Here is a 24,700-nt window from a genome sequence, read left to right as displayed (position 1 = left end):
ACGAAGCCCGGCCGCGCCGTTGCGCGGCCGGGCTTCGATCATCGTGCAGGAGGGACCCACGTGCAAATCCAGGATACCGACCTCAAGCTGCTGCGCATCTTCGCGACCATCGCGCAGTGCGGCGGCTTTTCCGCGGCGCAATCGGCGCTGAACATCGGCGCCTCAGGCATCAGCGAATACATGGCGCAGTTGGAAACGCGCCTCGGCCTGCGGCTGTGCGAGCGCGGCCGCAGCGGCTTCCGGCTGACCGACGACGGCGCGCGGCTTTACGATGCCGCGCAACGGCTGCTCGGCGCGGTCGAAATCTTTCACATGGAAGCGGGCGCGGTGCGCAACCGCCTGCAGGGCGTGCTGCGCTTCGGCCTGATCGAAGCCACGCTGACCGACCTGCATTCGCCGCTGCTGCCGGCGATTCGCGAGTTCGGCCAAAGCGCGCCCGAAGTGCGGCTCGACCTGCAGATCGCCGCGCCGGCCAGCCTCGTCCAGCACGTGCTCGACGGACAATTGCATCTGGCCGTGGGGCCGTTCCCCACGCGCACGCCGGGCATCACCTACACGCCGCTCTATCGCGAGGAACAGGGCCTGTATTGCGCGGCCACCCACCCGCTCGCCGCGCGCGCCGACGGGCAGGTGCCCGCCTCCGAGCTGGCCGGGTGCCGGCTCGCCGCGCGCTCGTATCTGGCCGAGCAGGAACTGGCGCTGCTGGGCCTGCCGCAGGCCGCCGCCACCGTCGACAACGTCGAGGGCCGCGCGATGCTGATCCTGTCGGGCAACACCCTCGGCTTCCTGCCGCCGCACTACGCGAAGCCGTGGGTGGATGGCGGGCTGATGCGCCGCATCGATCCGGCGCGCTACGCCACGCATCTCGATTTCGACATCGTCACGCGCAAGAACGCCGAGCCGACTCGCGTGGTGCAAGCGTTCCGCGAATGCCTGATCGCAGCGGCGGATGTGCTGGCGGGGCCGGCCGCGCGGTAAGCGCGAACCCGGCCCCGCCGGTTTGCCGCCTGATTTTTTACTTCGGGTGCCTTACTTTATGGCCTCGGCGTTGGCCGCCTCGGCGCGCCGCAGCTTGCGCTGGTGCATCACGCGGCCGAGCGTGTTGAGCAGCAGTTGCGCGGCCAGAATCGACGTGCTGCCCGAGTGATCGTAGTCGGGTGCCACTTCCACCAGATCGATGCCGATCACGTCGCCCTGCGCGGCCAGCCCGGCGAACAGCTCCAGCCCTTCGTAATAGAGCAGGCCGCCGTGGCTCGGCGTGCCGGTGCCCGGCGCGATCGACGGATCGAAGCCGTCGATGTCGATCGTCAGGTAGTAGCGCACACCCTTCGGAATCCTGTCGAGTACGCCCTGGATGCCGAGGCGGCGCAGGTCGCGCACCGAGATGATGTCGGAGCCCATCTCGCGCGCCTGCGCATAACCTTCGCGCGCCGTGGACGACACGTTGCGGATGCCGATCTGCGTCATGCCCGTCACCACGCTCTTTTCGGCCGCGCGGCGCAGCGGGTTGCCGTGGCCGTAGCGCACGCCGTGACGCTCGTCGACAAAATCGAGGTGCGCGTCGATATGGACGATATGGAACGGCTCCTGGCCGGCGAACGCGTTGATGCAGGGGATGTTGATCGAGTGATCGCCGCCCATCACCACCGGCAGCGCACCCGCTTCGAGAATCTTTCGCACACCGAACTCGATGTTGTCGTGGCTGCGCTCGGTATTGGTGTGGACGATGTCGGCGTCGCCGATATCGACGATCTTCACGTCCTCGGCCGGCAGATAGGTGACGTCGTCCTCGAAATCGTAGGCGCCGCCGTGGCCGAACGAGAACAGCGTGGACGCTTCGCGGATCGAGCGCGGGCCGAAGCGCGCGCCGGCGCGCCATTGCGTGCCGCAATCGAACGGCGCGCCCATCACGGCGATATCGGCGTCGATGTGATCCCAATCGAGACACAGCGGCGATTTGGCGAACGTGCAGATGCCGACGAACGGCAGGTTCAGGCGGCCGCTGTCGTAGGCGTTGGTGGACATGGTGGCTCCGTATCTAGGGGATCGGGCCAGTGTAGAAGTGCGACGGTACGGGAAAAATACCGGAATCGCGAAGCTCGTTTCGGCGATTGCCGAAGTGAACGGCTCGGAAGGCGGGTTCGGAGGCGGGCTCGGAAGGCGGGAAGCGGTTCGACGCGGCACGGCGGGCGCGCTGCGTCGAACCGGAGGCGGCAGGCTCAGGCCGCCGGCATGCGCGCCTGCAACGGCACGCTGAGGTCTTCCAGCTGTTCGCGCGTGAGCGTCACGTCGGCCGCGATCAGCGCGCGGCCCTGCACGTAGTCCTTGGTGGCGTTGACGGCGTCGAGCGCGATCACGCGGCCGCCGCGCAGGTACAACACGGCGAACGCGCGGGCCGCCACGTCGCCGCGCACGGCGACCTCGTCGTAACCATCGGGAATCCCGGCCATCTGGATGCGCAGGTCGTACTGGGTCGACCAGAACCACGGCACGCCCGGCTTCGGCTGCGGCTTGCCGACGATCGAGGCGGCCACGATCTGCGCGTGTTCGAGCGCATTCGGCACGCTCTCGATGCGCAGCGCGCTGCCGGTCACGAGCGGATGCACGCGCAATGCGCAATCGCCGATCGCGTACACATCGGGCAGGCTGGTGCGGCACTGCTCGTCCACCACCACGCCGTTGCCGCCCTGCGCGCCCGCGTCGAGCAGGCCCTGCACGGTCGGCACGATGCCGATGCCGGCGATCACCACATCGGCGGCGATCGAGCGGCCGTCGGCCAGCTCGACGGCCGTGACGCGCCCGTCCTGCCCCTTCAGCGCCGTGACCTGCGCGCCCGTGACGATCTCCACGCCGCGCCCGCGATGCTCGCCCTCGATGAACGCGGACAGCGCCGCGCCCGCGACGCGCGCAAGCAAGCGGTCCTGCGCCTCGATCACCGTAACGCGCACGCCGCCGAGCTTGGTCAGCGACGCGGCCGCTTCGAGGCCGACGTAGCCGCCGCCCACGATCACGACATGCTCGCGCCCGGCCAGATCGGCCTTCAGCCCGTCGATATCGTGCTTGCCGCGAATCACGTGCACGCCGGCCAGCGTCGCGCCTTCGCAGGCCAGACGGCGCGGCGCGCCACCCGCGGCCCACACCAGCTTGCGATAGCCGAGCGTGGTGCCGTCGGCCACGCGCACGCGGTGCGCCTCCGGCTCGATGGCCTCGACACGCTGCGACAGACGCACGTCGATATTGCGTTCGAGCCAGGCTTCGGCGGTGCGGAAGCGGATCTGCTCGCCGCCGCGTTCGCCCGTGAAGTAATCCTTGGTCAGCGGCGGCCGCTCGTAGGGCAGCTCGGCCTCGTCGGACAGCAGCGCGATGCTGCCGTCGAAACCGGCCTTGCGCAATTCGGCCGCGCAATTCGCGCCCGCATGCCCGGCCCCGACGATCACCACATCCAATACGTCCATGCTTGTTCCTCTGTTCTGTTATTGCTTCGATCCGGCCGGCGCGGCGTTTCGAACGCCTCGGCCTGGCAGCGGGTGAATCGGCGAACGAGAGTATCGCCGTTCGTTGCACCAGCGGCAACGGGTCGGACGTTCGGTTTCGGGCCGCGGGCCGGGCGCTCAGGCCGCGTCGTCGATCGACAGGCCCAGCGCCGCCGCCAGTTGTTTCGAAGTCCGCACGATCTGCGCGGCTTCCGGGTAGAGGCTCGCCTCGCTGCCCGCTTCGAGCCAGGCCAGCACGCGCATGCCGGCCGCCACCCCGGCCTGCGCGCCGAGCGGGCTGTCTTCCACCACCACGGCCTGCGCCGGCATCACGCCGAGCCGCTCGGCCGCCAGCAGATAGCCGTCCGGCGCGGGCTTGCCGGTCGCCACATCGTGCGCGCACACCGCCACCGTCAGGTATTCGCCGAGCGCCAGCGCGGCGATGCCCGATTCGAGCGTGTTGCGCCCGGCGTTCGACACCACCGCCTGATACAGGCCCGCGTGCTGCGCCGCGCGGCACAGTTCGAGCGCGCCCTCGCGCGCGCGCAGTTGCCCGAGGCTCGCGATGAAGGTTTCGAAACGCACCTGCGACCACGTCGCGAAATCGAACGCACGGCCATAACGCTCGACGCAGAATTCGTACGAGGCGCGGCCGGTCATGCCGAACGTCTGCGCGTGCAGCGCATCGTCCGGCTCCTCGCCGAAGTGGCGCAGCGCGGCCACGAGGGAGGCGTAATGCAGCGGCTCGCTGTCGGACAGCGTGCCGTCCATGTCCCACAGAATCGCGCGATACGGCAGCGGTGCGCCGGTGGAGCGGACGGGATTGCCGGTGTCGGGCAGGTCTGAATTGGGCATGGCGGTAGGGCGGCAGGCGGATGAGGAGGTGACGAGGATGCGGGCAAAGCGATTGCGTGCGCAACGTGTGCAGCGGCCCCGATTGTAGAACGTGGCGCGAACCGGCGCGGCCGTGCAGCGTGTCGCCGCACCTCGCACCAAACATTACGTTTTCCTATCGATTCATCGTTGCGCCGTGGAGACGCGCCCGGTTCGGCGGCGTAAAAGCAAGCCTTGATCCTGCCCCGTTTTACCTTCCAGACCGTCCCTCAACCGCCATCCGCGACAAACCGCCCCTTGCAAACGCTTATTACTACAAAATCTTAGAACAATCAGGGCGATCATTCCCGCACCGAAGCGAGCCCGAGAAATTCAAATAAATACAATAAATTCAAATACTTGAGAGAAATACGAGCGCGCCGGCCACGGACATTCCCACGTTGTGGTTTTTTGGCACCGGGTGGGCATATCAGGGAAATCCATTATCATTGCGCCCGGAACTATTCAAAAACTGATCGTGAACCCCGTCGCTTCTCTCGCCGCACCCGTATCGCTGGACCTTCCCGGTCCCGGTCCCATCATCAAGATGCCCTACGTCCAGACGGGCGAAGGCGATGTCGTCGTGTTCGTGCACGGCTCGCTGTGCGACTTCCGATTCTGGCAACCGCAGCTCGCCGGCCTCGCGACGCAATTCACCTGCATCGCGCCGAGCCTGACGCATTACTGGCCGGCCGAGCCGTCGGACGACCTGCCCGCCTTCAGCGTCAGCAACCACGCCGATCAAGTGGGCAAGTTCCTGCGCGGGCTCGACGCCGGCGCCGTGCACCTGGTCGGCCACTCGCGCGGCGGCAGCGTCGCGTTCCAGGTGGCGCTGCGCTTCCCGGACTTGGTGCGCTCGCTCACGCTGTGCGACCCGGGCGGCACGCTGACGGGCATCGAAGCCTCCACGCCCACCACGCTCTCGCTCGAAACCAAGCGCCTGCGCACGCGTGCGGTGTCGCTGATCGCCAATGGCGAAGTGGATGCGGGCCTCGAACTGTTCGTCGATTCCGTCAGCCGCGCCGGCTCCTGGCAAAAGAGCCCGCAAGGCTTCCGCACCATGACCACCGACAACGCCCGCACGTTGTCGATGCAACTGCGCGACCCGCTGCCGGCGTTCTCGGCCGAGGTGGCCAGCCGCATCGCCTGCCCGGCGCTGATGATCGACGGCGAGAACAGCCCGAAGCCGTATCGCGAGAACGCCGCCGCGCTGGCCGGCTGGATCGACGGCGCGTCGCGCGTCACGATCGAAGGCGCCTCGCACGGCATGAACATGGCGCGCCCGAGCGCGTTCAACCGCCACCTGGCGGCGTTTCTTCAGAACGTCTAAGCAGCACTGCATCGCAGTCCTGCCTAAAACGGCCGGCCCCGAGTTGATCGGGCCGGCCGTTTTGCCTGGATGCCGCCGGATCGACGCGCGCAAGGCCGCCCGGCACGGTAGAATCGCCAACGATTCTTATTTGCATCCTTCCGCGGCACCGCCATGCGTATCCTCGTCGTCGAAGACGATCCCGACATCCTCGCCAATATCTCCGGCCATCTGGGCAACCGCGGCCATATCGTCGATTGCGCGTTCGACGGCTTGCAGGGCTACGCGCTCGCCACCGCGCACGAATTCGACCTGATCGTGCTCGACCTGATGCTGCCGCGGCTCGACGGCTACAGCCTGTGCCGCAAGCTGCGCGAGGAAGCGCGGCTGGAAACGCCGGTGATCATGGTGACGGCGCGCGATACGCTCGACGACCGCCTCGAAGGGTTCGACGCGGGTGCCGACGATTACCTCGTCAAGCCGTTCGCGCTGGCCGAGCTGGCCGCGCGCGTGAAGGCGCTGCTGCATCGCACGCGCCGCCCGGCAGCACGCACGCTGCAGGTGGCCGATCTCGCCTACGACGTCGAGACGCGCACGCTGACGCGCGCGGGCGACACGCTGCGGCTGCCGCCCGCCCCGCTCAAGCTGCTGCAGATCCTCATGCAGGCCAGCCCGGCCGTGGTGCACCGCGCGCGGCTGGAAGAGGCGCTGTGGCTCGATTCGCCGCCCGACAGCGACAGCCTGCGCACGCACATCCACCTGATCCGCCAGGTGATCGACAAGCCGTACGGCGCGCCGCTGCTGCGCACCGTGCACGGCATCGGCTACCAGCTTCAGGACCCGCAGCGTGTGGAACCCTAGGCGCACGCTCGCGCGCCAGTTGATCCTCACCTACCTGCTGGTGGCGGTCGTGGTGGCCGCGCTGCTGTCGCTCGCCTCGCTGTGGGCCATCGATACGCTCGAAGTGCACTTGCAGCGCATCGACATGGGCATGGCCGTCAACCGGATTCGTGACGAATACCTGAACGGGCGCGACGTGGGCCGCGAGGATCGCTTCTTCCACGGCGCACCGGGCAGCAGCGCGTTTCCGCCGTGGCTGCGCGCGCTGCCGCCCGGCTTCAGCAAGATCGAACACGACGGCCGCCAGTGGCACGCGATGGTCGACGATCAGGACGCCACACGATATCTGCTGCTGCGCGACTACACCGAGTTCGAACACCGGCAGCAGCGCTCGCACTGGATCGCCGTGGGCACCATGGCCGGCGCGCTGATCCTGGCCTTCATGCTCGGCGGCACCATCACGCGGCGCTTCGTGCGGCCGCTGCTGCGGCTCGCCGCGCAGGTGGGCGAGCGGCCCGCGCTGCCGCCGCAAACGCGCTTCGCCCACGAATATCCCGACAACGAGATCGGCCGGCTCGCCGCCGCATTCGACGAAACCTACAACCAGCTCGAAGCGGCGTTGCAGCGCGAACGGCTGTTCACGGCCGACGTGGGCCATGAGCTGCGCACGCCGTTGATGGTGATTTCGAGTTCGGCCGAGTTGCTGCTCGACGGGCCGGGCTTGAGCGACGCGCAACGCAGCCGGCTGCAGCGCATGCACACGGCCACCAAGGAGATCGACCAGCAACTGGCCGCCTACCTGATGCTGTCGCGCGGCGCGGGCGACACGCACGGTTTCCTGATGGCCGGCGCGGTGGAAACCGCCCGCGACGAAACCGGCCGCTGGCGCGCGCTGGCCGCGCAGCGCGGCTTCGCGCTCGAACTGGAAACCGATGACGACACGGGCGACGAGGCTACCGTGCCGCGCTATCCGTCAGCACTGCTGCGCATCGTGCTGTCGAACCTGATCCGCAACGCGCTGCAACATGCCGACGGCGGCACGCGCATTCTGGTGCGCGCCGCGCCCGGCTCGCTCGAGGTGAGCGACGACGGCAAGGGCATCGCGTTCGAGGCGCAGGCGGGCGTATTCGCGCCGTTCGTGCATGGCGAGCACGCCGACGCCGGCAACCTCGGGCTCGGGCTGTCGCTGGTGCAGCGGATCTGCCAGCATCAAGGCTGGCGCGTCACGCTCGATTCCGCGCCGGGGCGCGGCTGCCGCTTCGCGATCGACCTGCGAACCGACGAGCCGAAGCGGCGCTTCTGACTCAGACGTCGGCCCACATCCGCAGCAGGTTGTGATAACTGCCCGTCAGTTGCAGCAGCGAGGCTTCGTCGGCGCCTTGCTGCGTGAGCCGCTGAATCGCCACGTCCATCTCCAGCAGCAGGCTGCGCTGCGCATCCTCGCGCACCAGGCTTTCGATCCAGAAGAACGACGCCAGCCGTTCGCCACGCGTGACCGGCGCGACGCGATGCACGCTCGACCCCGGATACAGGATCATGTCGCCGGCCTTGAGCTTGACGCGCTGTTCGCCGAACGTGTCGCGCACGACCAGTTCGCCGCCGTCATACGTATCCGGCTCGCAAAGGAACAGCGTCGCCGACAGGTCGGTGCGCACGCGCTCGCGCGATTCGCGGATGCCGCGCACGGCGTTATCGATATGGAATCCGAACGCTTCGCCGCCCGCATAGCGGTTGAACAACGGCGGGTAGATCTTCTTCGGCAGCGCGGCCGACATGAACACCGCGTGCTGCGCGAGCCGCCGAATGATCTCGTCGCCCACTTCGCGCGCGAGCGGATCGTCGCCGGACAACTGGCGGTTGTCCTTCACGCGCTGCGATTGCACGCCGGCCGTGACGCGCCCGTCCACCCAATCGGCCGCGCGCAGCCGCGCCGCGATCGCCGCCGCTTCTTCCGGGCTGAACACGCCCGGCACTTCCACCATCATGATTGCTCTCCCGTATGCGGCTGCATGGCGCCCATGCCTAGAACTTCACGTCGGCCGTCATCAGCACCGTGCGGCCCGCGCCGGGCACGCCGTAGATCTGATAACCGTCGAGCGACGCGCCGATCGCCGAATAGTAGAACTTGTTGAATAAATTCTGCACGTTGAGGCTGACCGTCAGATGCTTGTTCACGTCGTAGCGCGCGGCCAGCGAGTGCAGCCAGAACGCCGGGGCCTTCTCGTTGTCGGCCACGTACACCGGATGCTTGCCGTTCGCGCCGTTCACCGTGCTGCTGGTGTTGTTCTGGCCGCCAACATAGGCGTTGTCGGTGTAGCGGCGCGTGCCGACATACTGCACGCCGTAGCTCACGCCGAACTTCGGCGTGAGCTGGTACGACGTCCACAGGTTGAACGTGGCGTTCGGCACGTTGCCGGGCCGCGCGCCCTCGTTCGCGCCCTTCGTGATGCGCCCGCGCATGCCGGCGAAGCCCGCGAACGCCGACCATTTGTCGGTGATGTTGCCGGACATGCCGAGTTCGATGCCGTCCACGCGCTTCGGCGGCAACTGGCGCACCACGGTGGTGGTGCTGTCGCCGTAGTCCCACGAATCGCTCAGTTCGGTGCGGAACAGCGCGCCCGTGAGCGACAGGCGGCGATCGAACAGGTCCCACTTGGTGCCCACTTCCCAGGTCTTGGCCGTGGCCGGCTTGACGCTCTGGCTGGTGGTGTCGCCGTAGATCACGTTGTTGGTGGTGCCGCCCACCGCCGACGGCTGCGTGGCCTGGCTGTACGACGCATACAGGCTGCCGAACGGCACCGGCTTGTAGGTGATGCCGGCGCGGCCGCTCCAGGCGCCGTCGTTGCTGCGCGCGACGGTATGCGCGTTGGCCGCGCCGTTCACCTGCTTGACCGAGAAGCGGTCGTAGCGAATCGCGCCGTCGACGATCCATTTCGGCGTGAGCGTGACCGTATCGCGCAAGTACACGCCGCCGTCCGTCACCGCCGAGTAATCGCCCGCACCGCTTTCCACGGTCGGCACCGCGCCCATGCTGGTGCCGTACGAATTGCTCAACGACATCACCGGGTTGGTCGCCGGCCCGAGCACGGTGCGTGTGAGGTCGCCATAGCGCTCGTGATAGAACTCCGCGCCCGCCACCACGTCGTGATGGATATGGCACGTGTCGAACGACAGGTTCAGGTTGGTTTCGTTCGCAACGATGTCGTAGCGCTTCGAGGTGCCGTAGTTGTTGCCACGCATCACGGCCAGCCCGTTCATGTTCGGATCGAGCGCGTAGCCGCTGTACGACTGCACGCCCGCGCCGCTCGTGATCAGCGGGCCGGTGCCCACGTAGCCGAGCGAGGTGCCGGCCGTGCTGTTGAAGCGGGCCGGCGCGAGCACCGTTACACGGTCCGTCTGCTCCCAGCGCGTGATGTTGGAGATGCGCACGTTGTCGTTGACGTCGTGCGCCGCCTTCACCGTCACGCGGTTGGTTTCGGTGCGGTCCGTGTACAGGTTCGGGTCGCCGTACCAGGCGTTGCGCGCGACGCCCGGCATCGGCGCGCCGCCCGTGCCGCGCTGGATCGGAATGCCGCCGTCGGGCACGTTGTCGTCGTGCTGGTGCAGGTAGTCGATCGTGACCGTGGTGGGCGTGCCCAGCCCCATCGCCAGCGAGCCCGCCACGCCCCAGCGGTCGTAGTTCGTGACCGCCCGGCCGTCCACGTCGTTGCTGTGGCGCATCAGGTTCAGCCGCAGCGCCGTGGTGTCATCGAGCTGCTTGTTGAGGTCGGCCGTGACGCGCCGATAGCTCGCACTGCCAAGCGATCCCTGCAAATGGTAGGCGTCGCCCAGGTGCGCTTCCTTGGTGATCAGGTTGACGCTGCCGCCCGGCGCCGCCACGCCCGATTCGATCGAGCCGGTGCCCTTGAACACCTCGACGCTCTCGGTGTTGAAGGTGTCCATGCGGCTCGCCAGGCCCGCATCGCGAATGCCGTCCGCCGTGAAGCTCTGTTCGGACGAAAAGCCCCGGATCGTGAACATGTCGCCCCAGCCGAGATTGCCCTCGCCCGAGGTGAACGTGATGCCCGGCACGTTGCGCAGGACTTCCTGCAGGCTCTGCGCCTGCTGCTCGTCGAGCACCTTCTTCGGGATCACGGCCACGCTCTGCGCCATGTCGAGGATCGGCTGCGTGAACTGTTCGGAACGGACGAATTCGGTCTGGTAGGACGAACGCGATTCGTGCACGGAAACGGCCGGCAGCGCGGCGGTGGGTGAGGTGGCGGGTTGGGCCGCTTGAGTCGCTTGGGCCGCGTGGGCAGATTGCGCGGCTTTGGCCGTGGGCGCCGCCGTGTTGGCCACACCGCCCGGCTCCGCAACCGCCTGCGCCTGGGCCTGCGCGCCCGAGATCATCGCGATGCCGAGCGTCGCGCCCAGCATGCCCGTCAGCAGCCCCGACGGACGCTTCCCCCTTCCCCGATACGACAACATGCTTATCCCTTCGCTGTAAATACAAATGATTGTTGTTTGCGATACGGATTCTAGGGAGGGGAATGTCAACGATTCGTTAAGACTAACGAAATAAACATGAAAGGATTTCGAGGGCGTAGTGCGAGCGCAAGAATCGGGGCGTCGGGCGCATTCGTGTCGGTCACGATGGGGGCACTGTTCTTCTCCACCCCAAAGGAATCGCCATGCACTCTCCCCGTGAACCGATCGCCCCGCACGTCGCGAGCGAGCCGTCCATCCTCTATCTCGGCACGCCCGTGGTATTGATCAGCACCGCGAACGAAGACGGCTCGGCGAACCTCGCGCCGATGTCGTCGTGCTTCTGGCTCGGCTGGCGCGCCGTGCTCGGCCTCGCCGCCTCATCAAAAACGCCCGAGAACCTGATCCGCACCGGCGAGTGCGTGCTGAACCTGCCGTCGCCGGCCGAAGTGGGCGCCGTCGACGCGATCGCCCGCACCACCGGCTCCAACCCGATGCCCGAATTCAGGCGCGCGATGGGCTACGAGCACGAGGCCGACAAGTTCGGGCGGGCCGGCATGACGCCGATTGCCTCGGAAACCGTCAAGCCGCCGCGCGCGCTCGAATGTCCGATCCAGCTCGAAGCCGTGCTCGCGGCCACGCATGGCATCGGCGACGACAACCCCGAAACGCGTGGCTTCATCAGCTTGTTCGAAGTCCGAATTACCCGCGTGCATGTGCATCCCGACCTGCTGGTCGACGGCGACCCGAATCGCATCGATCCCGACCGCTGGTCGCCGCTCATCATGAACTTTCAGAAGTTCTATGGATTGCAGCTGCGGCAGGTGCATGGGTCGCGGCTCGGGGAGATTCCGGAGCGCATGTATCGCAGCGCGGATGTCGATCGGGCGCGGGGGGAGAAGCGGGTGGCGCGACGCGTGTAATACGCCGTAAATCTTGGCCGGAGTTCGGGAGCCGCGCCCGGTCAACGCAACCGTCTCCCGCTTCGTTTCCTGATGAACAAGATCAACGAAAACCGAGGAGATGGCGCGTGCGTCTGCAACGAACACTCATCTATGCATGGTCTCTGATGTTGGCCGCGATGTCGGCGGTGGCGGCGCAGGCCGATCCACCAGCCGCGGCGCCGGTCATGCGCGAACGCGATGTCGTGTACAGCCCCGTGCCGATCGTGCAGCCCGAGCGGCTGGAACTCGCCACGCCGTCCGGCGCGGTACAGGTGCCGATCGCGGTGTCGCGCGACTGGACCCGGCCGCAGACCGACATCACGCGCGCGGTCATTGTGATACCGGGATGGCCACGCCGCGATCTGACCTCGGGCGAGCACGCGGCCCGACTCGCCGGCCCCGATGCACGCGACGCGATGCTGATCACCCCACAATTTCTGACTGCGAAGGATATCGCCGCGCATCACCTGCCGGACACGATGCTCCGCTGGCGCGAAGATGACTGGCCGCGCGCCCAGTTGTCCACCGGCCCGGTCGCGATCAGTTCATTCGAGGTCGTCGACGAGATTTTCAAGCGGCTCGCCAACCGGGCGCTGTTCCCGAACCTGCGCTTGATCGTGCTGGCCGGGCACTCGGCGGGCGGGCAGTATGTGCAGCGCTATGCGGCGCTCGGGCGGGGCGAGGCCGATCTCGGCGGCGAACCGATCGCGATCCGCTACGTGGTCGCCAACCCCGCCACCTACCTGTATTTCACCGATGTACGGCCCGATCGCAACGGTGCCTTTGCGCCGTTCGACGCGAAGCGATGCCAGACGTTCGAGCGCTGGAACTACGGGCTGCGCACCGGCGTGCCGCCCTACGCGGGCGCGCCGGCCACGGCCGAGGCGGCGCAAGCCCGCTATTTGCAGCGCGACGTCGTGTACCTGCTCGGCACCGCCGACAACTCGCCGGACGAGGACTCGGTCGGACACAACTGCGAGGCCGACGCGCAAGGCCTCACGCGCTTCGATCGCGGGCGGGCGTACGACGCCTATATCCACATGCTCGATCCGCAAACGCGCCAGCATGTGATCGAAGCACGCGGCGTCGCGCATTCGAGCTGGCGGATATATGCGTCGGCCTGCGGGATGGCGGCGTTGTTCGACAAGCCGGGATGTAGTGAGGCGGTTTTGGAACGGCGGTGAGGGGATGGGGGCGTAATGCCATGCCCCCTACCGCCAGGCCCCCGCCCGCCCCCCTCGGCGCGCGGCGACCCGGCGTCACGACCCATCACATCACGATCAACAAGCCCGCAAACACCGCATACAACGCCCCGACCCAGGTCAGCCGGCGGCTATTGATGTGCGTGGCACGAAACACGAACTGCAGATAGATGATCGCGATGGCCGTCATCACCGCGGCCAGGACCGACGGCGTCGCCAGATGCCACGGCGTGAAGAACACGCCGAACGCGGTGGGGATCGTCGCCTGGATCATCATCGCGCCGCTGATGTTGGCCAGCGCGAGCCGCTCCTTGCCCTGCCGCACCCAGATCACCGCGTTCATGATTTCAGGCAGCTCGGTGGCGATCGGGCTGAACAGCAGCGCCGTCAATTGCGGGCTCATGCCGAGCCACGGCCCCACCGCCTCGATCTGATTGACGAACAGATGCGACGCGGCAAAGATCACCACCAGCGCGCCCAGCGTCTGCAGCAGCACCCAACCGAGCGCCGGATTGTCCGAGCGCGGACGCAGCATCAGCGGTTCGAGTTCGCCATGGTCCCCCCCATCGCCGTCGGCCGTCAGTTCGCGCCAGCAATACACGGCGTAGGCCGCGAGAAAGCCGATGCCGAGCAGCGGCTTGTACTGGAACACCACGAGGCCCACGCCGATCTTCACGACGAAGATCGCCAGGAACCACAGCTGGTCGCGGCGCAATTGCGCGGTATTGGCCTGCACCTCGCTCGCGCGGCCCAGGCGTTTCGCCACCGCGAGCAGCGAGACGCCGACCACGGCATAGGCCACGGTACTCAGCGCGAGCGGCCCGCCAATCGCGGCGCCCACGCCGATCTCCTTGGTGGCCGGCGAATCGCCGAACGCCACGGCCACCAGCGTGACGACGCTCTCGGGCAAGGCGGTGCCGAACGCGGCCAGAATCGTGCCGGTGGCCGTCTGCGTCAGGTTCAGCTTCTGGCCGAGCCATTCCACGCCATTGACGAAGGTTTCGCAGGAAAAGTAGATGATGCCGGCCGCGGCCAGCAACAGGACGAACGTCAGGATCATCGCGGGTACCCCGCAACGAAGACGACACCACGGCAGGAGGGATTGAGGGACATCTGTTGTTATCTCCACGGGCCAGGCGACGCAACCATGACGCTGCCTTCCAGCCCGGCCCGGGAGGAAGGAACGTCATAGGTCTCGCCAGGCCGTGGGACACACGGCTGCCGACGCCATGACCGGTTCAGGTCAATTATGTTGACGTCGGCGCTTTGCCGGGGCGGCAAAGCAGACTACTCCCCTAAGACAGGCCGCTATTCTAGCCGATGATTGTGACAGTCCAAATTCTTCAGGCGGCAGGACTGAACAATCGCCCCACAAAACACGGCATTCAATCGGGCAATGCGATGCCCGACAAACGCTCGCACGCGTCGAGCAGCGCGGCCTGCAAGGCGGTATCGTGCGTGGCCGGATCGGGCCGGCGCAGCTTGCGATGGAAGAAATACTGCCCGCTGACGCGCGCGTTCGCGTCGTCGCCGGCAGCCAGCCACGCCTGCGTGCGATGCGCCTGATCGAGATCGTCGGGCGCGCCGGCGCCGCCCATGCGCGTCGGCACCCAGCCCGGCTCCAGCGCGTTCGACAGCACCTCGGGCCAACGGCGCGCCACCGCGAAGGCGAGCAGCGCGTCGTAGAGCTTGCTCTCCGCGTAGGCCTGCGCACCGGCCCAGCGCCGCCGCGTCCAGTCCAGATCGTCGAGCGCGGCGCGCGTGCCGTGATGCATGCCCGAACTCAGATACACGAGCCGCTGCGGGCGCTGCATCAGCGCGGTGAGCACATACGGCGCCAGCACGTTGACGGCGAACACGTGCGGCAAGCCGTCGGCGGTCTCCACGCGCGGCTCGCGATAGCCGACGGCCACGTTGTGGATCACCGCGTCGAAGCGGCCCAGCGCATTGGCCTGCTCGGCCACCTCGCGCATCGCGTCGAGCGTGGCGACATCGCCCGTTACCACGGCCTCGGCGGCCGGGCATTGCCGGCGCGCCTCGTCGGCGCGCACGGCGTTGCGGGCATGCAGCACGACGCGATGCCCCTGGTCGGCCAGCAATTGCGCGGCCATCAGGCCGAGCCCGTCGGCCGACCCGGTGATGAAGATGCGTTTCATGGCGGCTCCTTGAGCGAAGGCGTTCAACATAACGGATTCCGAGCGATGCCGTGCCGCGCGGTTCAGCGCGCCACCAGGCCCGCCAGCACGGTGTCGAGTTCGATTTCGCCCACGCGATGCTCGCAGCCCGCGCCCTCGAAATCGATCCAGCCTTCGTTGAAGCCGTCCACCATCCGCATGCGCGGCAGCGGATGCTGCATGCCCTGCGAGCGGAACAGCGCGTCCCACGTATCGCGCGGCACCGGCTCCATCCGCACGGCATGCCCAAGCGCGGCCGCGAAGCCGGCGCCGATGTCGTCGGCGCTGTAGCGGCGCGGGCCTTCGAGTTCGACGATGCGCACGCCGTCCCAATGCTCGCGCAGCATGCTCGCGGCATGGCGGCCGATGTCGGCCGTCGCCACCATCGGAATGGGGTGATCGAGCGGCTGCAGGAACGACGGCACCACGCCCGCGCGCGCAGCCTCCACATCCCAGGACGCGTTTTCCATGAACCATCCCGCGCGCAACATGCCCACCGGCACGCTCAGCGTGCGCAGCATCGCTTCGGTCAGCTTCGAATTGTTGAGCAGGTTCGGCTCCTCGACATGCGCGCCGACCGTCGAAAGAAACACCACCTTGCCGGGCCGCGTCGCTTCGATCGCCTCGCGCACCGCCACGCTGTTCGCCACCGTATCCGGAAAGCCCGGCGCGGGATCGAAGTTCGACGGCGTCATCAGGAACACGCCCGTGGCGCCGCTGAACGCGCGCGTCATCGAGGCCGCGTCGCCGATCTCGGCGATCGCGATCTCGCAACCGAGCGCCGCCCAGCGCGCCGCCTTGGACGCGTCGCGCAGCACGGCGCGCACCGGTTGCCCCGCCGCCAGCAGCGTACGCGCCACTTCGCCACCCACCTTGCCGCTGATGCCAGTCACTGCATACATGGTTCAACCCTCCGGATCACTGAACGTTTTTGCCTGGGAGCGCATGGCACGCGAGGCGTGCTGCATGCGACCGACCGAAGCGTACGCCGCGCCCGCGCGCCGACGAATGGCCGCGCCGTCAGGACATCGATGACTCGGCGTCACGAGTGGAGGAGAACGGCACCCGTAACTGTCGAATGCAAAAACGGCGCGAGCCGAAGCATCGCGCCGCGTGGCAAGGCTGCCGCGAATCGCCCGTCAACGCGCGGGCGGCGGCTCCGCATCGGGCTGCACCGACGGCTCGGCCGCGGCGAACGCGGGCAAGGCCGACGCGTGCGCGTACAAGCGCATCAGCGTGGGATACGCATCGAGCGGCACGGCAAAACGTTTCGCATTCCAGATTTGCGGCACGAGGCACAGGTCGGCCAGCCCCGGCGTGTCGCCGAACACGCATCGGCCCACGCGCGAATCGGCCGCCAGCCGCCGTTCGAGCGACGCGAAACCCGTCTCGATCCAATGCGCGTACCACGCGCTTTTCTGCGCGTCGCTCACGCCGAGCGTGCCCTTCAGATACGCCAGCACGCGCAGGTTGTTGACCGGATGGATCTCGCAGGCCACCTGCAAGGCCACCGAGCGCACGAACGCGCGATCGGCCGGCGCGGCGGGCAGCAGCGGCGGCTCGGGCCAGCACTCGTCGAGATACTCGACGATGGCGAGCGACTGCACGAGCGGCGGCGCATCGCCGTCGATCAGCGCGGGCACGAGGCCGTCGGGATGGATCGCACGATAGGCCTCGCCCAGTTGCTCGCCGCCGCCGCGCAGCAGATGCACGGGCGCCTGCGCGGCGTCCAGCCCCTTCAGGTTCAGCGCGATGCGCACGCGATACGACGCCGAGCTGCGGAAATACGTATGCAGCGTGAGATCAGCCATCGCCGCGCTCCCCGCCGGCCAGTTCGATGCCGCCCGGAATGCCCGCGAGCGCCGGCAGGATCGTGCCGACGCACGGCCCGAAGCCGATCCGGTAGCCATCTCCCTGGCAATGGCCGGCGAGCGTCAGCGTATCGCCGTCCTCGATGAAGCTGCGCGTGCCGCCGCCGTTCAGCGCGAGCGGTTCCTTGCCGCCCCAGGTCAGCTCCAGCAGGCTGCCGAACGCATCCTTCTGCGGCCCGCTGATGGTGCCCGAGCCCATCAGGTCGCCCACGCGCGTATTGCAGCCCGACACGGTGTGATGCGCGAGCTGCTGCGCCATCGTCCAGTACATGTGCCGGAAGTTGGTGCGGCTGATGACGGTGGCCTCGCTCGCGCCTTCCGGTTGCAGCAGCACGTCGAGGCGAATGTCGAAGCCGTGCTCGCCCGCGTGGCGCAGATACGGCAGCGGCTGGGGCTCCTGCTCCGGCTGCGCGACGCGGAACGGCTCCAGCGCGTCGAGCGTGACGATCCACGGCGAGATGGTGGTGGCGAACGTCTTCGAATTGAACGGCCCGAGCGGCACGTATTCCCATTGCTGGATGTCGCGCGCGCTCCAGTCGTTGAGCAGCACCATGCCGAAGATGTGCGACTCGGCCTGCTCGCAGGCCACCGGCTCGCCGAGCGCGGTGGCCTGGCCGATCACGAAGCCCGTTTCGAGTTCGATGTCGAGCCGGCGGCATGCGCCGAACACCGGACGCGCCTGGTCGGGCAGCTTCAACTGGCCGAGCGGGCGCCGCACCGGCGTGCCGCTGACCACCACCGACGAGGCGCGGCCGTTGTAGCCGATCGGCATTTCCGACCAGTTGGGCAACAGCGCATTCTTCGGATCACGAAACATCGAGCCGATGTTGGTGGCGTGTTCCTTCGACGAATAGAAATCGGTATAGCCCGGAATCTCGACCGGCAGATGCAGCGTCGCGCCATCCATGCGCGCCAGCACGCGCTCGCGCAGCGCCGCGTCGTCGCGCAGTCGCGGGTTGTCGCGCTCGAACAGCGCGCTCAGTTGCACGCGCACCGCGCGCCACGCCTCGCGGCCGAGCGCGATGAAGGCGTTCAGCGCGGGTGCGTCGAACACCGTGTGCGCATCCGCGCCGGGCACCGCGAGCAGGCCGGCCTGCGCCAGCGCGCTCAGGTCGACGATCGCGTCGCCGAGCGCCACGCCCGCGCGCGGCTGCGCCGATTTCGCGTCGCTGAAGATGCCGAACGGCAGGTTCTGGATCGGGAAATCGCAACCGGCGTCGTTCGCCGAATCGAGCCAACTGCGCAGCGAGGGCGCGAGCGTGTCGTTGAGGTCGGTTACGGCGGTCATCGTTGCTCCGGGTTGAAGTGTTTCGTGAGGTCTTGCCAGCAGCGGTAGTAGTTCGCCTGCAATTGCGAGGTATCGAGCGCGAAGCGCGTCGGGCGGATCAGCGTGCGCGTCTCGAACATGAAGGCCATCGTGTCGCCCACCTTGTGCGGCGTCGATGTATCGGATGCCGAAGCTTTCTCGAACGTGCCCGCATCCGGCCCATGCCCCGACATGCAGTTGTGCAGGCTCGCGCCGCCCGGCACGAAGCCGTCGGCCTTGGCGTCGTACGCGCCGTGCACCAGGCCCATGAACTCGCTCGCGACGTTGCGGTGGAACCAGGGCGGGCGGAACGTGTCCTCGGCCGCCAGCCAGCGCGGCGGGAAGATCACGAAATCGAGAGTGTCGACGCCCGGCGTGTCGCTCGGCGCCTGCAGCACCAGGAAGATCGACGGATCGGGGTGATCGAAGCTGATCGAGCCGATCGTGTTGAAGCGGCGCAGGTCGTATCGGCACGGCGCGTAGTTGCCGTGCCAGGCCACCACGTCGAGCGGCGAATGGCCGATCTTCGCGCGCCAGAGCCGGCCGTTGAGCTTGGCCACCAGTTCGAATGCGCCTTCGCGATCCTCGTAGGCGGCGTGCGGCGTTTCGAAATCGCGCGGGTTGGCCAGGCCGTTCGAGCCGATCGGGCCGAGGTCGGGCAATTGCAGCGCCTGCCCGAAGTTCTCGCAGATATAACCGCGCGCCTCGCCGTCCGGCAGCACCACGGTGAAGCGCACGCCGCGCGGAATCAGCGCGACCTGCTGCGGCTCGACGTCGATCCGGCCCAGCTCGGTGGCGATGAACAGGCGGCCCTGCTGCGGCACGATCAGCAGCTCGCCGTCGGCGCTGTAGAAGAAGCGGTCCTGCATCGAGCGGTTCGCGGCGTACACGTGGATCGCGCAGCCGTTCATCGCGGCGGCCGAGCCGTTGCCGGCCATCGTCACCCAGCCGTCGATGAAATCGGTCGGCTCGGCCGGCATCGGCAGCGGGTCCCAGCGCAACTGGTTCGGCGGCGTGGGCGGCACGTCGGCCGAATCGGCCGCGAACTCCGAGACGAGCGCGCGCGCACGCTCCAGCGGCTCGAACGGCAGATGCACGGCGGCCGGGCGAATCCGGTACAGCCAGCTACGGCGGTTGTGGGCGCGCGGCGCGGTGAACGCCGTACCCGACAACTGCTCGGCATACAGGCCGTATGGCGCGCGCTGCGGCGAGTTGCGCCCTTCGGGCAGCGCGCCCGGCAGCGCCTCGGTCGCGAAGTGGTTCGCGAAGCCGGGCTGGTAGCCGGTTTCGCCCGGTCGGCTCAAGTCCAAGGTCATGTTCGATCTCCGGTCCGGCGACACGCGACATGCGCTCGCCTCAGCAAATTTTTACGCATTGTATAACTCATTACGCATAAATTAATCTGCGTTTACCCGTAGACGGTGGGCGAGCGCGTGTCGCGGGATCGCCTCGCGAACGGGGAGCAATGGGCGTGCGCGGGCCGTGGCGCGAGGCGCGCTGGAAGAACGGGAAGACGAGCAGAAAACCGAAAAGCGTGGCAGCGAAGCGAACGCCCCGCCGGCAGGGAATCAAGGGAGCCAGGCCGCCACGACGGCGGCCCGGCGATGCTCAGGACGCGTCGAACATCCCGAAGTAGAGAAACGCGCCGGGCGGCTGCGCGCGGTCGAGCGCACCGCTCGCGCCGACCTGCGCGAGCGCGTCGACGGTCTGCTGGCGGTTGGTCACGAGCGTCCAGTCGGTGGACGACAGCGTGTCGGCGGCGGCCTCGTTCGGCTCGCCCGGCTCGATCATGTCGGCCGGCAGCGCGTGCAGCACGTCGAGCAAGCGCGCCGGCTCCGGCGACAGGATCAGGAAGCCCTCGTTCGACACCGACGCCTGGCCGATGCCGAGCGCCTCGCAAATCGCCCGCTTGGCCGGCGCGGCGCGCGCCTGCTCGACACGGCTGCGCTCGGCGGCCTCGCGCGCGGAGGCCTCGACGATCACGCCGCCGGCGATCAGCGGCTGCGTCGATGCCCACGCCTCGGGCGGGCAGCCCTTGTTGGCGGGCACCAGCGGAATGAACGGATTCATCTCGGCCGGATACACGCGGCACACCATCGGCCGGATCTCGTAGGCCGTGCAGCGCATGGCGTCGTCGAGGTTCGGGCAAGGGCCGGAGAACGAGGCGGCCAGCGTCATGTCCACGCGAATCGGCAGCGAACCGCTCGCGGCGGCAAAGCTGCGGTCGCGCTTGTAATGGCCGAAGGCGTTGTCGGGTTCGGGTTCGGCGAGCCAGGGCACGGCTTCGCAGAGGATGTCGACGCGGCCGCCGCGTTCGAGCCAGGTGCGGGCTTCGGCGGGCGTGACGGGCAGGCGCAGGTCGTGGCAGCAATTGCCGCACGACGTGCAATGAAACGGGATATCGCTCAACGGGGACCTCGTTCGTCGCGTCGGCCGCTGTCGTGTCGAATGCGGCCTGATTCTGGCGACGAACTATAGCGAGTTTCGGGCGGCCGCGTGTGGCCCTTGATTGGCCCCTGAACGGCCGCCGAAACTACGCGCCTCGCGCTGCGGCGCTCAACCGGCCTCGGGGGCGCCGCGTTGCGGCTGGACCACGCGCGGCGCGGGCTGGACGGCCAGCACGGGCGCCGGCACCGGAGCGGGCGCGGAGATCGGAGCCGAGACCGGCGCCAGCGCCGAGATCGGCGGCGGCGGGCAGGCCGCGCCGGCCGGCTGCACGCCGAAACCGATCTGCGGGGCACCCGCTTCGGCCGCCGCGATCACGGCGGCGCGCACCTCGGCCCCGGCCGCGCGCTTCGGCCGCGATTCGATCTGCACGCGCGACCAATCCACACGCGCCGCCGAGCGCATCTGGCCCATCAGCACGGCGTGGATCTGGGCCCACACGCCGGCCTGCTGCCAGTCGCGCAAGCGCCGCCAGCAGCTCATGCCCGAGCCGAAGCCCATCTCCTGCGGCAGTTGCCCCCACGGAATGCCGGTTTCGAGCACGTACAGGATGCCGGCCATCACGGCACGATCCCCCAGCGGCTTGCGGCCCGGGTAGCGCGTGCGACGCGCCTTGGCCGGGGGAATCAGAGGCTGGATCATCGACCACAGCGCGTCGTCAAGCGTCGGCATCGCTTCGTTCATGGCTCTCTCGGATTGGGATTCTCGGTGCTCATTAAAGCGAGCCACCCTGCCCTTGTCTGTCCTGTAAATCCGGTCCACGCGCAAGATCGGCAGGCCCGTGCGGCGGGCATTCTGTGATCGCACGCGGCGCCTCGCCCGCCCCGCCCGGCGCGGCTCCCAGCCGCAGCGCACCCGCCCGCTGTGCGAAAATGCCGACACCCCAGCCCGGAGAGCCCATGGCAGCCCCGATCCCGTCTGTTTTCGATGCGAACGACGCCGACTGCGCACGCGAACCCATTCACATCCCCGGCGGCATCCAGCCGCACGGGTTCCTCCTGTCGATCGACGACGCTGGCCGCGTCCTGCAGGCCAGCGAAAACGCCGTCGAACTGGTGGGCGGCACGCCCGACGCGCTGCCCGGCCGCCCGCTAGCGAGCTTCGTCGGCGCAACCTGGGCGGCCGCCATCCTCGCCGCGCTGCACGAGCACGATCCGAACGGCCTGCCGCTCTACGTCGGCTCGATGGACGACCCGCGCACCGGCCGCCCCCGCCCGTCGCCGTTCGCGATCATCGTGCACCGCCACGATGGCCTCGCGATCGTCGAACTGGAGCCCGCGCGCGGCACCACCGAGGTGTTCTCGTCGATGTATCCGCTGGTGCGCACGTTCATCAACCAGTTGCAGGACGTGCAGACCACCGCCGGCCTGGCCGATCTGGCCGCCAGCGAAGTGCAGCGCATCACGGGCTTCGGCCGCACGCTGGTCTACAACTTCGACGAGCAGGGCAACGGCCACGTGCTGGCCGAGCGCATCGAGCCGGGCTACGCGTCGTACGCCGATCAGCACTTCCCGGCCTCCGACATCCCCTCGCAGGCGCGCGCGCTGTACGTGCGCAACCGCATCCGCCTGATCGCCGACGCCGATTACCGGCCGGTGCCGCTGGTGCCGCCGCTTCATCCGTCGACGGGCCGCCCCACCGACCTGACCTACGCGTCGCTGCGCAGCGTCTCGCCGGTGCACGTGCAGTACATGAAGAACATGCGCACGTATTCGTCGATGTCGATGTCGATCGTCGTGCGCGGCAAGCTGTGGGGGCTGATCTCGTGCCACCACGAAATCGCGCGCGTGCCGCCGTTCGAGGTGCGCACGGCCTGCGAGCACATCGCGCAGGTGCTGTCGCTGCAGATCGAGGCCAAGGAGGATCACGCCGAGGCCGAACTGCGGCTCGACCTGCGGCACATGCTGGCGCGGCTGCTGGCCTCGATGGCCGATACGGAAAGCTTCGTCGACGCGCTGGCCGCCGACCCGAGCGACCTGCTCAAGCTCACGCATGCGGCGGGCGTGGCGATCGTGTTCGAGGGCCGCGTGGTGCTGGCCGGCGTCACGCCGCCGGAGGCGCAGGTGGGCGAGCTGGTCAAATGGCTCGACACCCAGATCGAGGAAGTGTTCTGGACCGACAACCTCGCCCGCGACGTGCCGGTGATCGAGGCCAGCCCCGATTACGCGGGCGCGCTGGCCGTGTCGATCTCGCGCCTGTTCCGCAACTACATCGTGTGGTTCCGGCCCGAGGTGGTGAAGACCATCAAATGGGCCGGCGACCCGCGCGAGAAGCTCGCGCCGATGGCCGATTCGCTGTCGCCGCGCAAGAGCTTCGACGTGTGGACCGACACCGTGCGCGGCTTCTCCCCGCCGTGGCGGCCGGCCGAACGCGAGATCGCGCTCGATTTCCGCGCCGCGCTGCTCGGCATCGTGCTGCGCCGCGCCGAGGAACTGGCCGAGCTGGCGCTCGAACTGGGCCGCGCCAACCAGGAACTCGAAGGCTTCTCGTACACCGTCTCGCACGACCTGCGCGCGCCGCTGCGCCATATCGTCGGGTTCGCCGATCTCCTGCAGGAAATGGAGATGGCGAACCTGTCCGAGCGCGGCCGGCACTTCGTCGATCGGATCGTCAACTCGGCGCGGGTGGGCGGCAAGCTGGTGGACGACCTGCTGTCGTTCTCGCGCATGGGCCGCTCGGCGCTGCGCCCGCAGCGCGTGGATCTCGACGCGATGCTGGCCACGCTGATGGCCGACGCCGACAAGGACGCCGCCCCGCGCAGCATCGTCTGGCAGGCCGGCGCGCTCGGCGCGGTGATGGCCGACCCGGTGCTGATCCACCTGGTACTGCGTAATTTGGTGGAGAACGCTGTAAAATTCTCCGCCTCTCGCACCCCCGCGCGCATCGAAATCGGACGCTACGCGGGCCAACACGAACTGGCCGGGCAGGACGTGTTCTTCGTCAGCGACAACGGCGTGGGCTTTGACATGCGCTATGTCGACAAGCTGTTCGGCGTGTTCCAGCGGCTGCACCATGTCGACGAATTCGACGGCACAGGCATCGGTCTTGCTTCGGTGAAACGGATCGTCGAGCGACACGGCGGCCAGGTATGGGCGCACGGCGAGCTCGAACAGGGCGCGACGATCTCGTTTTCATTGCCGCGGGTGTTTGCCGGCTCGGAGACGGAATTCGAGGAAAGCGCGAACAGCGCCGCCGCCCGGCTCGAAGCGCTGGCACCGGCGCGACGTTCGAAACCGGTGCCGAAAGATCAGAAATAACGCGTATCGCACGACAGCCCGATGCGGGCCTCATCCCGGCATCGGCAATTCAAGTAACGGAGCAAGTGTGTTAAGACCGATTCTTCTGGTGGAAGACAACCCTGACGACATCGAACTGACGATGATCGCGCTCGAAAAGACGCGGCTCGCGAACCCCGTGGTTTCGGTGCGGGACGGCGAGCAAGCGCTGCAGTTCCTGCGCCGCGAAGGCAAGTGGGCCGATCGGCCCGACCAGAGTCCGGCCGTGATCCTGCTCGACAAGAAGCTGCCGAAGATCGACGGGCACGAAGTGCTCAAGAGCGTGCGCGGCGACGCCAGCCTGCGCCACATTCCGGTGGTGATGCTCACGTCGTCGCGGGAAGAGCAGGATCTGCTGCGCAGCTACGATCTCGGCGTGAATGCCTATGTCGTCAAGCCGGTGGCGTTCGACGATTTCATGGCCGCGATCAACGATCTCGGCATGTTCTGGGCGGTGCTGAACGAACCGCCGCCCTACCAGCAACGCTGACGCCGCCGCGCGAGGCCTGCCGCGCCTCGCGTCG

General features: G+C 68.0%; 20 protein-coding genes, 1 pseudogene and 1 riboswitch. Of the genes and pseudogenes, 8 read left to right on the top strand and 13 right to left on the bottom strand.

Annotated features, from left to right (window positions below; translation table 11 throughout):
* Nucleotides 1-60 precede the first annotated feature (60 nt).
* Entirely contained in the window at nucleotides 61-978 is a 918-nt protein-coding gene (locus tag ACYP33_RS20445; protein WP_414449091.1) for a LysR family transcriptional regulator, read from the top strand.
* 51 nt (nucleotides 979-1,029) lie between these two features.
* Here the strand turns inward: ACYP33_RS20445 and speB are convergent, their stop codons facing one another.
* The 3 genes from speB to ACYP33_RS20430 all read right to left on the bottom strand — a co-directional run bounded on the left by speB (nucleotide 1,030) and on the right by ACYP33_RS20430 (nucleotide 4,328).
* Nucleotides 1,030-2,025, bottom strand: coding sequence for an agmatinase (speB, locus tag ACYP33_RS20440; protein WP_414449090.1), 996 nt, complete (start codon nucleotides 2,023-2,025; stop codon nucleotides 1,030-1,032).
* A gap of 194 nt (nucleotides 2,026-2,219) precedes the next feature.
* A complete protein-coding gene (locus ACYP33_RS20435) occupies nucleotides 2,220-3,455 on the bottom strand; it encodes an NAD(P)/FAD-dependent oxidoreductase (RefSeq protein WP_459623652.1) in 1,236 nt (411 codons plus the stop codon).
* 156 nt (nucleotides 3,456-3,611) lie between these two features.
* Entirely contained in the window at nucleotides 3,612-4,328 is a 717-nt protein-coding gene (locus tag ACYP33_RS20430; protein WP_459623651.1) for an HAD family hydrolase, read from the bottom strand.
* Between the two features lie 496 nt (nucleotides 4,329-4,824).
* Between ACYP33_RS20430 and ACYP33_RS20425 the strand changes: the two genes are divergently transcribed.
* The 3 genes from ACYP33_RS20425 (at nucleotide 4,825) to ACYP33_RS20415 (ending at nucleotide 7,798) form a co-directional block, all read left to right on the top strand.
* Nucleotides 4,825-5,676 (top strand): alpha/beta fold hydrolase, encoded by an 852-nt coding sequence (locus ACYP33_RS20425; RefSeq protein ID WP_414449087.1) that lies wholly within the window; start codon nucleotides 4,825-4,827, stop codon nucleotides 5,674-5,676.
* 153 nt (nucleotides 5,677-5,829) lie between these two features.
* Nucleotides 5,830-6,516 carry a response regulator transcription factor gene (locus ACYP33_RS20420; RefSeq protein WP_206125961.1) on the top strand — a complete coding sequence of 229 codons (687 nt, stop codon included), beginning with the start codon at nucleotides 5,830-5,832 and terminating at the stop codon, nucleotides 6,514-6,516.
* The gene (locus ACYP33_RS20415; RefSeq protein ID WP_459623648.1) at nucleotides 6,503-7,798 is read left to right on the top strand and encodes a sensor histidine kinase; all 1,296 of its coding nucleotides are present in this window, start codon (nucleotides 6,503-6,505) and stop codon (nucleotides 7,796-7,798) included. The genes ACYP33_RS20420 and ACYP33_RS20415 overlap by 14 nt, the downstream gene beginning before the upstream one ends.
* A 1-nt stretch (nucleotide 7,799) precedes the next feature.
* Here the strand turns inward: ACYP33_RS20415 and ACYP33_RS20410 are convergent, their stop codons facing one another.
* Both ACYP33_RS20410 and ACYP33_RS20405 read right to left on the bottom strand, forming a co-directional pair.
* Nucleotides 7,800-8,480, bottom strand: coding sequence for a Fe2+-dependent dioxygenase (locus tag ACYP33_RS20410; RefSeq protein WP_414449085.1), 681 nt, complete (start codon nucleotides 8,478-8,480; stop codon nucleotides 7,800-7,802).
* 37 nt (nucleotides 8,481-8,517) lie between these two features.
* Nucleotides 8,518-10,962 carry a TonB-dependent receptor gene (locus tag ACYP33_RS20405; RefSeq protein WP_459623646.1) on the bottom strand — a complete coding sequence of 815 codons (2,445 nt, stop codon included), beginning with the start codon at nucleotides 10,960-10,962 and terminating at the stop codon, nucleotides 8,518-8,520.
* Between the two features lie 203 nt (nucleotides 10,963-11,165).
* Here ACYP33_RS20405 and ACYP33_RS20400 point away from each other — a divergent pair, with 203 nt between their 5' ends.
* Together ACYP33_RS20400 and ACYP33_RS20395 are read left to right on the top strand one after the other, a co-directional pair.
* Nucleotides 11,166-11,882 carry a flavin reductase family protein gene (locus ACYP33_RS20400; RefSeq protein WP_459623644.1) on the top strand — a complete coding sequence of 239 codons (717 nt, stop codon included), beginning with the start codon at nucleotides 11,166-11,168 and terminating at the stop codon, nucleotides 11,880-11,882.
* A gap of 107 nt (nucleotides 11,883-11,989) precedes the next feature.
* Nucleotides 11,990-13,087 (top strand): alpha/beta hydrolase, encoded by a 1,098-nt coding sequence (locus ACYP33_RS20395; protein ID WP_459623643.1) that lies wholly within the window; start codon nucleotides 11,990-11,992, stop codon nucleotides 13,085-13,087.
* Between the two features lie 85 nt (nucleotides 13,088-13,172).
* Here the strand turns inward: ACYP33_RS20395 and ACYP33_RS20390 are convergent, their stop codons facing one another.
* The 8 genes and pseudogenes from ACYP33_RS20390 to ACYP33_RS20355 all read right to left on the bottom strand — a co-directional run.
* Nucleotides 13,173-14,165: a sodium:calcium antiporter gene (locus tag ACYP33_RS20390; RefSeq protein WP_414449082.1), complete on the bottom strand. Its 993-nt coding sequence runs from the start codon at nucleotides 14,163-14,165 to the stop codon at nucleotides 13,173-13,175.
* 140 nt (nucleotides 14,166-14,305) lie between these two features.
* Nucleotides 14,306-14,413: riboswitch (yybP-ykoY riboswitch) on the bottom strand.
* Nucleotides 14,414-14,490: 77 nt separating this feature from the next.
* Nucleotides 14,491-15,261 carry an SDR family NAD(P)-dependent oxidoreductase gene (locus ACYP33_RS20385; RefSeq protein WP_459623641.1) on the bottom strand — a complete coding sequence of 257 codons (771 nt, stop codon included), beginning with the start codon at nucleotides 15,259-15,261 and terminating at the stop codon, nucleotides 14,491-14,493.
* 62 nt (nucleotides 15,262-15,323) lie between these two features.
* Nucleotides 15,324-16,181 carry an NmrA family NAD(P)-binding protein gene (locus ACYP33_RS20380; protein ID WP_414449081.1) on the bottom strand — a complete coding sequence of 286 codons (858 nt, stop codon included), beginning with the start codon at nucleotides 16,179-16,181 and terminating at the stop codon, nucleotides 15,324-15,326.
* Between the two features lie 237 nt (nucleotides 16,182-16,418).
* Nucleotides 16,419-17,090 (bottom strand): maleylacetoacetate isomerase, encoded by a 672-nt coding sequence (gene maiA, locus ACYP33_RS20375; RefSeq protein WP_459623638.1) that lies wholly within the window; start codon nucleotides 17,088-17,090, stop codon nucleotides 16,419-16,421.
* A complete protein-coding gene (fahA, locus tag ACYP33_RS20370; RefSeq protein ID WP_459623636.1) occupies nucleotides 17,083-18,438 on the bottom strand; it encodes a fumarylacetoacetase in 1,356 nt (451 codons plus the stop codon). The genes maiA and fahA overlap by 8 nt, the downstream gene beginning before the upstream one ends.
* On the bottom strand, nucleotides 18,435-19,772 hold the full coding sequence (gene hmgA, locus ACYP33_RS20365; protein ID WP_414440127.1) for a homogentisate 1,2-dioxygenase: 1,338 nt from the start codon (nucleotides 19,770-19,772) through the stop codon (nucleotides 18,435-18,437). Before hmgA ends, fahA begins: the two co-directional genes overlap by 4 nt.
* Nucleotides 19,773-20,064: 292 nt before the next feature.
* A complete protein-coding gene (locus ACYP33_RS20360; RefSeq protein ID WP_414449077.1) occupies nucleotides 20,065-20,865 on the bottom strand; it encodes a YkgJ family cysteine cluster protein in 801 nt (266 codons plus the stop codon).
* A gap of 369 nt (nucleotides 20,866-21,234) precedes the next feature.
* A pseudogene (locus ACYP33_RS20355) lies at nucleotides 21,235-21,585 on the bottom strand (transposase); the annotation flags it as partial.
* 215 nt (nucleotides 21,586-21,800) lie between these two features.
* Here ACYP33_RS20355 and ACYP33_RS20350 point away from each other — a divergent pair.
* Nucleotides 21,801-24,158, top strand: coding sequence for an ATP-binding protein (locus ACYP33_RS20350; RefSeq protein WP_459623634.1), 2,358 nt, complete (start codon nucleotides 21,801-21,803; stop codon nucleotides 24,156-24,158).
* Nucleotides 24,159-24,225: 67 nt separating this feature from the next.
* On the top strand, nucleotides 24,226-24,666 hold the full coding sequence (locus tag ACYP33_RS20345; RefSeq protein WP_414440130.1) for a response regulator: 441 nt from the start codon (nucleotides 24,226-24,228) through the stop codon (nucleotides 24,664-24,666).
* Nucleotides 24,667-24,700 lie beyond the last annotated feature (34 nt).

Source organism: Burkholderia sp. 3C, from assembly GCF_054589155.1.
The sequence above is the reverse complement of the archived record's forward strand: the minus strand, read 5'-3'. Positions and strand labels throughout refer to the sequence as shown.